The organism is Edwardsiella tarda ATCC 15947 = NBRC 105688 (assembly GCF_003113495.2).
Taxonomy (GTDB): Bacteria; Pseudomonadota; Gammaproteobacteria; order Enterobacterales; family Enterobacteriaceae; genus Edwardsiella; species Edwardsiella tarda.
This window is the reverse complement of sequence record NZ_CP084506.1, coordinates 1,142,544-1,154,842: the sequence shown is the minus strand read 5'-3', so window position 1 is coordinate 1,154,842 and position 12,299 is coordinate 1,142,544. Positions and strand designations below refer to the sequence as shown.

Annotated in this window: 9 protein-coding genes; 4 read left to right on the top strand and 5 right to left on the bottom strand. The window is 59.9% G+C overall.

What is annotated here, in order from left to right:
• Positions 1-33: 33 nt before the first annotated feature.
• Complete coding sequence (gene gyrA / locus DCL27_RS05360; protein WP_228594481.1) at positions 34-2,667, bottom strand: DNA topoisomerase (ATP-hydrolyzing) subunit A; 2,634 nt, start codon at positions 2,665-2,667, stop codon at positions 34-36.
• 194 nt (positions 2,668-2,861) lie between these two features.
• Here gyrA and ubiG point away from each other — a divergent pair, with 194 nt between their 5' ends.
• From ubiG to yfaE, 4 genes are all read left to right on the top strand, one after another.
• Entirely contained in the window at positions 2,862-3,617 is a 756-nt protein-coding gene (gene ubiG / locus DCL27_RS05355) for a bifunctional 2-polyprenyl-6-hydroxyphenol methylase/3-demethylubiquinol 3-O-methyltransferase UbiG (protein WP_228594480.1), read from the top strand.
• Between the two features lie 428 nt (positions 3,618-4,045).
• The gene (gene nrdA, locus DCL27_RS05350) at positions 4,046-6,328 is read left to right on the top strand and encodes a class 1a ribonucleoside-diphosphate reductase subunit alpha (RefSeq protein ID WP_035598427.1); all 2,283 of its coding nucleotides are present in this window, start codon (positions 4,046-4,048) and stop codon (positions 6,326-6,328) included.
• A 91-nt stretch (positions 6,329-6,419) separates the two neighbouring features.
• The gene (gene nrdB, locus DCL27_RS05345; protein WP_005288097.1) at positions 6,420-7,550 is read left to right on the top strand and encodes a class Ia ribonucleoside-diphosphate reductase subunit beta; all 1,131 of its coding nucleotides are present in this window, start codon (positions 6,420-6,422) and stop codon (positions 7,548-7,550) included.
• A complete protein-coding gene (gene yfaE, locus DCL27_RS05340) occupies positions 7,550-7,873 on the top strand; it encodes a class I ribonucleotide reductase maintenance protein YfaE (RefSeq protein WP_005288099.1) in 324 nt (107 codons plus the stop codon). The genes nrdB and yfaE overlap by 1 nt, the downstream gene beginning before the upstream one ends.
• Here the strand turns inward: yfaE and ydeP are convergent.
• From ydeP to moaE, 4 genes are all read right to left on the bottom strand, one after another.
• A complete protein-coding gene (gene ydeP, locus DCL27_RS05335; protein WP_035598424.1) occupies positions 7,870-10,149 on the bottom strand; it encodes an acid resistance putative oxidoreductase YdeP in 2,280 nt (759 codons plus the stop codon). The two genes, yfaE and ydeP, sit on opposite strands and share 4 nt — an antisense overlap.
• 141 nt (positions 10,150-10,290) lie before the next feature.
• The gene (locus DCL27_RS05330; protein WP_005288103.1) at positions 10,291-11,001 is read right to left on the bottom strand and encodes a Bax inhibitor-1/YccA family protein; all 711 of its coding nucleotides are present in this window, start codon (positions 10,999-11,001) and stop codon (positions 10,291-10,293) included.
• Between the two features lie 170 nt (positions 11,002-11,171).
• Positions 11,172-11,756, bottom strand: a complete 585-nt coding sequence (locus DCL27_RS05325) for a flavodoxin family protein (protein ID WP_005288106.1) — start codon at positions 11,754-11,756, stop codon at positions 11,172-11,174.
• Between the two features lie 90 nt (positions 11,757-11,846).
• A complete protein-coding gene (moaE, locus tag DCL27_RS05320) occupies positions 11,847-12,299 on the bottom strand; it encodes a molybdopterin synthase catalytic subunit MoaE (protein ID WP_005288109.1) in 453 nt (150 codons plus the stop codon).

Sequence of the window (12,299 nt, the reverse complement as noted above, 5' to 3'; positions counted from 1 at the left end):
GACCGGCCTTGGTTTACTCGGGCGTGGCGACGCTTACTCCGCGTCGTCGCTCCCCTCGTCGTCGTTCTCCACCTCCGGCACGATCTCCTCGTCGCCTTCGGCGGCGCTACCGTCGATGCTGTCCAGCTCTTCGTCATCCACCGGCTCGACCACGCGTTGCAAGCCAACGACGTGCTCATCCTCGGCGGTACGGATCAGGATCACCCCTTGGGTATTACGCCCAACGATGCTCACCTCGGAGACGCGGGTACGCACCAAGGTGCCCGCGTCGGTGATCATCATGATCTGGTCACCGTCATCGATCTGCACCGCGCCCACCACGCGACCGTTACGCTCGGTCACCTTGATGGAGATGACCCCCTGAGTGGCACGGGACTTAGTCGGATACTCGGCCACGGCGCTGCGCTTACCGTAACCGTTCTGAGTCACCGTCAGGATCGCCCCCTCACCGTGCGGCACGATCAGCGAGACGACGCGATCATCGTCGGCCAGCTTAATCCCTCGCACCCCGGTGGCGGTACGGCCCATGGCACGCACAGCGTCCTCCTTGAAGCGCACCACCTTACCGGCGGCGGAGAACAGCATCACCTCATCGTTACCGTCGGTCAGATCGACGCCGATCAGTTCGTCACCGTCGTTCAGGTTCACCGCGATGATCCCCGCGGCACGCGGACGGCTGAACTCGGTCAGCGCCGTCTTCTTCACGGGCCCGCTGGCGGTGGCCATGAAGACATTCACCCCTTCGGCGTACTCGCGCACCGGCAGGATGGCGGTGATACGCTCATCGGCCTCCAGCGGCAACAGGTTGATGATCGGACGGCCACGGGCGCCACGGCTGGCTTCCGGCAGCTGATAGACCTTCATCCAATACATGCGACCACGGCTAGAGAAGCACAGGATGGTGTCATGGGTGTTGGCCACCAGCAGGCGCTCGATGAAGTCCTCTTCCTTAATACGGGCGGCAGACTTACCCTTACCGCCACGACGCTGGGCCTCGTAGTCGCTCAGCGGCTGATACTTGACGTAGCCCTGATGCGACAGGGTGACCACCACATCTTCCTGCTCGATCAGATCTTCGATGTTGATGTCCGCCGTGTTGGCGGTGATCTCGGTACGACGCGCGTCGCCGAACTGTTCACGGATGGCGATCAGCTCTTCGCGGATCACCTCCATCAGGCGTTCTGGGCTTTGCAGGATGAAGATCAACGCGGCGATCTGCTCCAGCAGCAGCTTGTACTCATCCAGCAGCTTCTCGTGCTCCAGGCCGGTCAGCTTTTGCAGACGCAGATCCAAGATCGCCTGTGCCTGCTGCTCGGTCAGGTAGTAGTGACCGTCACGGATGCCATACTGTGGCTCCAGCCATTCTGGACGAGCGGCGTCATCGCCGGCGCGCTCCAGCATCGCCGCCACATTGCCCAGCGCCCAGGCGTGGGAGACCAGAGCCGCCTTGGCTTCCGCCGGCGTCGGCGCATGACGGATCATCTCGATGATCGGATCGATGTTCGCCAGGGCGATGGCCAGACCTTCCAAGATATGCGCGCGTTCGCGCGCCTTGCGCAATTCGAAAATCGTCCGGCGCGTCACCACTTCGCGGCGGTGGCGAACGAAGGCTTCCAGGCACTCTTTCAAGGTCAGCAGCTTCGGTTGCCCCTGATGCAGGGCGACCATGTTGATACCGAAGGAGACCTGCATCTGCGTCTGGGAGTAGAGGTTGTTCAACACCACCTCGCCCACCGCGTCGCGTTTGATCTCGATGACGATACGCATGCCGTCTTTATCGGACTCGTCGCGCAGCGCACTGATGCCTTCGACACGCTTCTCTTTCACCAGCTCGGCGATTTTCTCGATCAGACGCGCCTTGTTGACCTGGTAAGGGATCTCATGCACCACGATGGTCTCGCGACCATTCTTGGCGTCGGTCTCGATCTCGGCGCGCGCACGCACGTAGATCTTGCCGCGCCCGGTACGGTAGGCCTCTTCGATACCGCGTCGGCCATTGATGATCGCCGCCGTCGGGAAGTCCGGCCCCGGGATGTGCTCCATCAGCCCCTCGATGGTGATGTTCTCGTCATCGATATAGGCCAGGCAACCGTTGATCACTTCGGTCAGGTTATGGGGCGGAATGTTAGTCGCCATCCCCACGGCGATACCGGCCGAGCCGTTCACCAACAGGTTCGGTACCTTGGTCGGCAGCACGTCGGGGATCTGCTCTGTGCCGTCGTAGTTGGGCACATAATCCACCGTCTCTTTCTCTAGATCGGCCAACAGTTCATGGGCGATCTTAGCCATGCGCACTTCGGTATAACGCATCGCCGCGGCGGAGTCGCCGTCGATGGAGCCGAAGTTACCCTGACCGTCAACCAACATGTAACGCAGGGAGAAGGGCTGCGCCATACGCACGATGGTGTCGTAAACCGCGCTGTCACCGTGCGGGTGATATTTACCGATAACGTCACCGACCACACGGGCCGATTTTTTGTATGGTTTGTTCCAGTCATTGCCCAGCACGTTCATCGCGAACAGGACGCGACGGTGTACCGGTTTCAGGCCATCCCGAACATCCGGCAGCGCACGACCGACGATAACGGACATGGCGTAATCCAGATACGAGTTTTTCAACTCTTCTTCGATATTGACCGGCGTAATCTCTCTGGCAAGGTCGCTCATGGAGCTGCTATCCCTCTACTAATTATTCATCTGCCGCTACCCTCAATACATCGAGTAGAACCAGGCGCATACACGATGACAAAGACGACAATGATACCACAAAGGCACTGCTTGTGCGAAATGCGCCACGCCATTCCTGCCTGCCTGAACGCTGCCCCTTTGCCCGTGGCGTGGAAAAGGTATAATCCGCGCTAATGGGTATTTTTTGCGCGCGCCAGCGCGCCGAATTAAAGGAGTCTGAGGTGTCACAAAACGTTGATATGCAGGAAATTGCCAAGTTTGAGGCCGTCGCTTCACGCTGGTGGGGCCCCGAAGGCGAATTCAAACCACTACACCGCATCAATCCACTCCGACTGGATTACATCCAGCAGCGAGCCGATGGGCTGTTCGCCAAGCGGGTGCTCGATGTCGGCTGTGGCGGCGGTCTGCTGGCCGAAGCCATGGCGCAGGCCGGTGCCGACGTGACGGGGCTGGATATGGGAGGAGAGCCACTCCAGGTGGCGCGCCTGCACGCCTTGGAGAGCGGAGTCACGGTCGACTACCGCCAAGAGACCGTCGAACAGCATGCCGCCGATGGCACGGCACAATATGATGTGGTCACCTGCATGGAGATGCTGGAGCATGTGCCCGACCCCTGCTCGGTCGTACATGCCTGCGCCCGCCTGGTGAAGCCCGGCGGCCAGTTATTCTTCTCGACCATCAACCGCAACCCGAAGTCGTGGCTACTGATGGTCGTCGGCGCCGAGTACCTGCTGAAGATGGTCCCCAAAGGCACCCATGATGCGCGTAAATTTATCCGCCCCGCCGAGCTGATGGGCTGGTTAGACAGCACCCCGTTAACGGTACGCCATCTGTGCGGCATGCACTACAACCCGCTGCGTGACCGTTTCACCCTCGGGACCCGCGTCGATGTCAACTACCTGTTGCACGCCCAACGCGAGGCGGACTAAGGCGAGCGTAGCGAAAAGGCAGGTAAGGCGGGCGGTAGTGGTGCGCCGTCCGTCCACCATGCGATGGCTTTTGCAGCAACCTCGAAGCAGATCAAGATTAGTGATTTTAGCAATGAATAATAAAGCGGCAGACGATCAATTTTTTTAAATCCGCCTCCATTTTATCCCCCACGGGGATGGTGCCAGAGCCGACGCCGTCTACCGTCCACTCCGTAACATTTCACCCCCAACTTATCCACAAGCCGTGCCGATTTTGTTCACTTGCAAATCGCGGCAAACACCACTATCTTGTTGCCACATCGTCACCAACCCCCTATATATTGTGTTAACACCCCAAGCAAGCCACTAGTGCGCCGGGTGTTGATGCCGCGCGGCGCTGGCCCTCAGGGCACGCCTCGCCGGGGATCACACGGACAGGAACGCATCCTATGAATCAGAGTCTGCTCGTCACTAAACGCGACGGAAGAAAAGAGCGCATCAACCTCGACAAGATCCACCGAGTCCTCGATTGGGCCGCGGAAGGGTTACAGAACGTCTCGGTCTCCCAGGTTGAGCTACGCTCCCACATCCAGTTTTATGATGGCATCCGCACGGCGGATATCCACGAAACCATCATCAAGGCCGCCGCCGATCTGATCTCCCGTGAGACCCCGGACTACCAATATATGGCCGCGCGTCTGGCCATCTTCCACCTGCGCAAGAAGGCTTATGGCCAATTCGAGCCGCCGAAACTGTACGACCACGTGGTGCGCCTGGTGGAGATGGGCAAGTATGACCGCCATCTGCTGGAAGACTTCAGCCGTGATGAGTTCGAACAGATGGATGGTTTTATCGACCACTGGCGCGACATGAACTTCTCCTATGCGGCGGTCAAGCAGTTGGAGGGCAAGTACCTGGTGCAGAACCGCGTCAGCGGCGAGATCTACGAGAGCGCCCAGTTCCTGTATATCCTGGTGTCTGCCTGCCTGTTCTCCCACTATCCGCGTGAGACACGGCTGGACTACATCAAACGTTTCTACGATGCGGTCTCCACCTTTAAGATCTCTCTGCCGACGCCGATCATGTCTGGAGTGCGTACCCCGACGCGCCAGTTCAGCTCCTGCGTGCTGATCGAGTGCGGCGACAGCCTGGACTCCATCAACGCCACCTCGAGCGCCATCGTGAAGTATGTCTCCCAGCGTGCCGGCATCGGCATCAACGCCGGGCGTCTGCGCGCGCTGGGCAGCCCAATCCGGGGCGGTGAGGCCTTCCACACCGGCTGTATCCCGTTCTACAAGCATTTCCAGACCGCGGTGAAATCCTGCTCTCAAGGCGGAGTACGTGGCGGCGCGGCCACCCTGTTTTACCCGCTGTGGCATCTGGAGGTCGAGAGCCTGCTGGTGTTGAAAAACAACCGCGGGGTCGAAGATAACCGTGTGCGCCACATCGACTATGGTGTGCAGCTCAACCGCCTGATGTATCAACGCCTGATCCAGGGCGGCGAGATCACCCTGTTCAGCCCTTCCGATGTGCCGGGGCTGTACGATGCCTTCTTCGCCGATCAGAATGAGTTTGAACGCCTGTATGTACAGTACGAGCAGGACAACCGCATCCGCCAACGCAAGATCAAGGCCGTCGAATTGTTCTCGCTGATGATGCAGGAGCGCGCCTCCACCGGGCGTATCTATATTCAGAACGTCGATCACTGCAACACCCATAGCCCGTTCGATCCCCAGGTGGCGCCGGTTCGTCAGTCTAACCTCTGTCTGGAGGTGGCGCTGCCGACCAAACCGCTGGAGGACGTCAACGACGAGAGCGGTGAGATCGCCCTGTGTACCCTGTCGGCCTTCAACCTGGGTGCCATCGACTCGCTGGACGATCTGGAAGAGTTGGCGACCCTGGCGGTACGTGCGCTCGACGCCCTGCTCGATTACCAGGACTATCCGATCCCGGCCGCGAAGCGCGGCGCCATGGGACGTCGCACCCTGGGTATCGGGGTGATCAACTTTGCCTACTACCTGGCGAAGAATGGGGTACGTTATTCCGACGGCAGCGCCAATGCCCTGACGCATCGCACCTTCGAGGCCATCCAGTACTATCTGCTGAAGGCTTCCCACCAGCTGGCGCGTGAGCAAGGCGCCTGCCCATGGTTCAATGAGACTCGTTATGCGCAGGGTATCCTGCCCATCGACAACTATAAGAAGGATCTCGACGCCATCTGCGCCGAGCCGCTGCACTATGATTGGGAGACCCTGCGCGCCGATATCGTCCGCGACGGGCTACGCAACTCGACCCTGTCGGCCCTGATGCCCTCGGAGACCTCATCACAGATCTCCAACGCCACCAACGGCATCGAACCGCCGCGCGGCTATATCAGCATCAAGGCCTCGAAGGACGGTATCTTGCGCCAGGTGGTGCCGGAGTATGAGCGTCTGCAGGAGGCCTACGAGCTGCTGTGGTCCTTGCCGAACAACGACGGCTACCTGCAGTTGGTCGGCCTGATGCAGAAATTTATCGACCAGGCGATCTCTGCCAATACCAACTACGATCCGTCACGCTTCCCCTCCGGGAAGGTGCCGATGAAGCAACTGTTAAAAGATCTGTTGACGGCGTATAAACTGGGCGTGAAAACGCTCTATTATCAAAACACCCGCGACGGTGCGGAGGATGCCCAGGAGGATCTGGGAAGTACACAGGATGATGGCTGCGAAAGTGGCGCCTGTAAGATCTAACCTTCCCGCCTCAGGCGCTCCCCGCCGGGAGCGCTGGTATCTCCGCTTGATTTTCGACGCCCCGCGCCGCGGGGCACACTAGGATTAGGGTATGGCCTACACCATCTTCTCGCAAAACAAAAACGACCAACTACTCGAACCGATGTTCTTTGGTCAGCCGGTTAACGTTGCTCGCTATGATCAACAGAAACATGAGATCTTCGAGAAACTGATCGAGAAACAACTCTCCTTCTTCTGGCGTCCGGAAGAGGTCGACGTCTCACGTGACCGTATCGACTACCAGGCCCTGCCGGATCACGAGAAACATATCTTCATCAGTAACTTGAAGTACCAGACGTTGCTGGACTCCATCCAGGGGCGCAGCCCCAACGTCGCCCTGCTGCCGCTGATCTCCATCCCGGAGCTGGAAACCTGGGTGGAGACCTGGTCCTTCTCCGAGACCATCCATTCGCGCTCCTATACCCATATCATCCGCAATATCGTCACCGATCCGTCGGTGGTCTTTGATGATATCGTCAGCAATGAGGAGATCCTCAAGCGTGCGCGCGACATCTCCGTCTACTACGATGATCTGATCGAAAGTACCGGTTACTACCATCTGCTGGGCGAAGGCACGCATCAGGTCAACGGCAAGACGGTCATCGTCAACCTGCGCGATCTGAAGAAGAAGCTCTATCTCTGCCTGATGAGCGTCAATGCCCTGGAGGCAATCCGCTTCTACGTCAGCTTCGCCTGCTCTTTTGCCTTCGCCGAGCGCGAACTGATGGAGGGTAACGCCAAGATCATCCGGCTGATCGCCCGCGACGAGGCGCTGCACCTGACCGGTACGCAACACATCCTCAACCTGATGCGTTCGGGGCAAGACGACCCTGAGATGGCCGAGATCGCCGCCGAGTGTGAGACCCAGTGCTACGATCTGTTTGTGCAGGCCGCCCAGCAAGAGAAGGATTGGGCCAGCTACCTGTTCCGCGACGGCTCGATGATCGGCCTAAACCGGGATATTCTGTGCCAGTACGTGGAGTACATCACCAATATCCGCATGCAAGCCGTCGGCTTGTCGCTGCCCTTCGAGACACGCTCCAACCCGATCCCCTGGATCAACGCCTGGCTGGTCTCCGACAACGTGCAGGTCGCCCCGCAGGAAGTCGAGGTGAGTTCCTATCTGGTCGGACAGATCGACGCCGAAGTCAACACCGACGATCTGAGCGACTTCCAACTCTGATGTCGCAGCACGCCCTAGACGCCGCCGTGGAAACGGCGGCAAGCGAGAGTGACGGTTGTGCGCCGGTGCGTTACCGCATCCGGCTGGCGCGGAGCGGACGCCAAGTCGACCACCTCGATGATGGCGGCTCCCTCTTGGCGAGCCTGGAGCGGCAACAGGTGGCGCTGGAGTACCAGTGCCGCTCCGGTTTTTGCGGCGCCTGCCGCTGTCGGCTACTACGCGGTCGAGTCAGCTACCGCCAACCGCCGCTGGCCTTCCTGCAGGCGGATGAGATCCTGCCCTGCTGCTGTCAGGTGCAGCAGGACATCGAACTGGATCTCTAACCGACCCGCTCCAGCACCACCGGAATACTCTTATAGGCAGGGATGCCACTCGCTGGGTCATGATTCTCTAAGGTCAGCATATGGTTGGACTCGGGGAAGTAGGTCGCCAATGAGCGATCGGCCATCGGGTAGATCACCACCGTTAAGCCATCCATTCGGCGAGCGCTGCGTTTCCCCTCCGACGTCAAGGCGATCAGATTGACGCGTTCGCCCGCCTGCACACCACAGCGCTGCGCCTGCTCGGCGCTGATAAACACCACATCGCGCTGGCCAAACACCCCACGGTAACGGTCATCCATCCCATACAGGGTGGTGTTGTATTGATCGTGACTACGCACCGTCGCCAATACCAACTCGCTGTTAAACGCCGAGGCGGGATCCTCTAACAGACCCTCACAGGGAATAAAATTAGCCTTACCCGATGCCGTCAACCAGCGCCGCTCCGCCGCCGCATTGGTCAGGTGGAAACCGCCCGGATGACGGATACGCTGATTAAAGTCGGCAAAGGCCGGGAATACCGCCTCGATGTCGTCACGAATACGATCGTAATCCTCCACCAGGCTCTCCCAGGCCACCACGCTATGCGGCAAGGCCGCCTGGGCGATGCCGGCCACCACGGCACACTCTGACTTCAGTAAGGCACTGGCCGGTTTTAATACCCCACGCGAGGCATGCACCATCGACATCGAGTCTTCCACCGTCACGGCCTGAGCCCCGCTCTTTTGCATGTCGATCTCGCTGCGCCCCAGTACCGGTAAGATATAGCTATGGTGCGCGGTCAGTAGGTGCGAACGGTTCAACTTGGTGGCGATATGCACCGCCAGATCCAACTGGGTCAACGGAATGGCACTCGCCTGCCGATCGGGCATCGCCAGCGCAAAGTTTCCCCCCAGGCAGATCAGCGCCCGGGCCTGGCCGCAACAAATCGCCTGCATACTGGCGACCGCCGCGTGGCCGGGAGCCGAGGGTGGCGTGAAGCCGAAGCGTTCCCCCAGACGAGCCAGAAACTCGGCCGATGGCTTCTCGGTAATGCCGACGGTACGATCGCCCTGCACATTGGAATGGCCGCGTAACGGGCAGATGCCCGCTCCCGGCCGCCCGATGTTCCCCTTCAGTAGCAGCAGATTGACCAGCTGCTGTACGTTCTGCGTCCCGTGTTGGTGTTGCGTGATCCCCATCCCATAGCAGATGATGGTACGTTCGGCGGCGGCATAGGCATCGACCAGCTCGGCGATCTGGGCCTGGCGCAAGCCGGAGATCCGCTCAATATCCGCCCAGTTCGTATTGAGTACGTCACGACGCAGATCGGCATAGCCGACGGTATGCGTCTGAATAAAGGCGTCATCCAGCAGCGGCGCCTGCCCGGCGGCGCGGGCCGCCTCATCGCGCTCGATCAATAAACGCATCATCCCCTTGAGCAACGCCGTATCGCCGCCGATGCGCACCCGGTAGTAGGCGCTGGCCAACTGGGTCTCGGCATCCGTCAACATCTCCAGCGGGTTCTGCGGCGCGGTGAATCGTTCCAGACCGCGCTCCTGTAGGGGGTTGATGGCGATCATCTTCGCCCCACGCTTCACCAAGGCCCGCAGTGAGGTCAACATGCGGGGATGGTTGGTCCCAGGATTATGGCCGATACAGATCACCAGATCGCACTGCTCGAAGTCCTCCAGCAGTACCGTTCCCTTACCGACGCCGATGCTGGCGGCCAGGCCGACGCTGGTTGGCTCATGGCACATGTTAGAGCAGTCGGGGAAGTTGTTGCTGCCATACTCGCGGGCGAAGAGCTGATAGAGGAAGGCGGCCTCGTTAGACGTGCGCCCCGAGGTATAGAACTCGACCTGGTTCGGGTCGCTATAACCTTGCAGACGAGCGCCGATCTCATCGAACGCCTGCTGCCAGCTCAACGGCAGGTAACGGTCGCTGGCGGCATCATACTTTAACGGCAAGGTCAGGCGGCCGGCGGCCTCCAGCGCGTGATCGTCCCAACTCAGCAGTGACTGCACCGTATGCGCGGTAAAAAACGGGGCATCCAGCCGCTTATCCGTCACCTCCCAGGCCAATGCCTTGGCGCCATTTTCGCACACGTCGAATGAGGCACTGTGCTTGGGATCCGGCCAGGCACATCCCGGGCAGTCGAAGCCATCCGGTTTGTTCATGTCAAACATGGCGATCACCTCACGCCGCAGATCCATCTGCTGGCGCAGCGCACCCGCCACCGCCTTCACCGCATCCCAACCGCCGGCGGCGGCCCGATAGGTTTCTATCTTCTGCTTCATGATTCCCCCACGGCACACTGTAAAACAGTAAGTATAGTCACCCCCTTAGGCCACGCTGACGCCAGGCGATAAAAGCGCACAAAAAACCCCAATGGCCAAAGGCCATTGGGGTTATCAATGCTGCCGTCGAGTGACGGTCGTTTAGCGGCGATCGCCGAAGATGCGCAACAGCATCAGGAACAGGTTGATGAAGTCCAGGTAGAGCGTCAACGCCCCCATGATCGCATAACGACGGAAACCGTCGCGATCATCACTCGCAATCTGTTCCCCCATCACACGCAGCTTCTGGGTATCGTAAGCGGTCAGACCGACGAAGATCAGGACCCCGGCGTAGGTCACGATCCAGGTCAGGGTGCTGCTCTTCAGCCAGATATTGACCAGCGATGCCAGCACCAGGCCAATCAACGCCATAAATAGCATCGACCCCATCCCGCTCAGATCGCGTTTCGTGGTATAGCCATACAGGCTCATGGCGCCAAACATCCCGGCGCTGACCACGAAGGTACTGGCGATAGAGCTGTAGGTGTAGACGATGAAGATGCTCGACAGCGTCAGGCCGGTGAGCAGCGAGTAGAACATGAACAGCCCGGTGGCGGCGGATCCGCTTAAGCGGTTAACCATCCCCGACAGCACGAACACCACCCCCAACTGCACGATGATCAGCCCGAAGAAAACCACCTTATTGGCGAAGATCAGCTCCATTAGCGCCGGCGTCCGGGCGGCATACCAGGCAACCAGCGCCGTCAGCAACAGCCCGCAGCACATCCAGCCATACACTTGCGCCATATAGGCCTGGAGGCCGCTACCGGCACGCTCAACCAGTGTGCCATTTGTTCGTGGGTAACGATCCATGGAATGCCCCTTGATAATGCATACGAAAAAATCGTGTCCGCAGGCGATAGACACTGCGAACCGCCTAGATTAACGCCTCTAAGCCTAACATAAAAAAATGCGATCTCGCTCAAACAATCACGTCATACGCCGCCAGGCACTAGCCGGGCGGCGTACAGCCAGGCTTACGCTTATGATGCCGCGCCGCCCCAACGCACAGCCAGCGTGGCCACCCGCGCACCGAAACGCCGCGCCGTCTCCAGATCGCCCGGCAATGGCGCCTCATCCGGCGTCGCGTCGGAGGGGGAGACGGTCATCAGCCCAGAGAAACCGGCGATATAGTTCACATCATTACGTTGTGCCGCCTTGCTGTTGGCTGGCAACATACCCATGCCGACCCACACGCCGCCATGTTGCTGCGACAGATGGAACAGGTAATCCAGGGTAGAGAGCTTGTCGCCGTTCATGCTGGCGGAGTTGGTAAACCCGGCGAACAGCTTGTCGCGCCACTGCTGAGTGAACCAGGGTTTAGAGGATGCGTCGGCGAACTTCTTGAACTGCCAGGAGGGCCCACCCATATAGGTCGGCGAGCCCATGATGATGGCATCGGCCGCCGCTAACTGCTCCCAGCCGTGCTCGGGCAGATTGCCCTCGCTGTCGATCGGCAGCAGTGTGATCTGCACGCCGTCGATGCCTTGCGCCCCTTGCGCGACCGCCTCGGCGGCGCGGGCGGTATGCCCGTAACCGCTGTGATACACCATAACGATGACTGCCATGATCCCGACTCCTTTTGTCTACGGATGATCACAACAGTTATAGGCTAGCCCTGGCGGGAAATCCACGTCCCTGGCACGCGGGGTGTATGCTTACCAGCGCTCGGCGGCTTGACGGTCGCTATCGCGGGCATCGACCCAACGCTCGTGGCCATTCGAGGCCTCGCGCTTCCAGAAGGGCGCACGCGTCTTCAGATAATCCATGATGAACTCCGCCGCCTGGAAGGCCATGCCGCGATGGGCGCTGGTCACGCCGACGAAGACGATCTCCTCGCCGGGCTGCATCGGACCAATACGGTGGTACACGGACACCCGTCCCAACGGCCAGCGGGCGCGCGCCTGCTCGACGATCTGCGCCAGCGCCTTCTCCGTCATCCCCGGATAGTGCTCTAGCGTCAGCGCACTGACGTCATCCCCCAGGTTATGGTTGCGCACCTTGCCGGTGAAGGTCACCACCGCGCCATCCTCATCGCACTGCGCCAGCCACGAATACTCATCGGCGACCGCAAAGTGTGCCGTGTTGACGACGATCCGACTCTGTGTCAT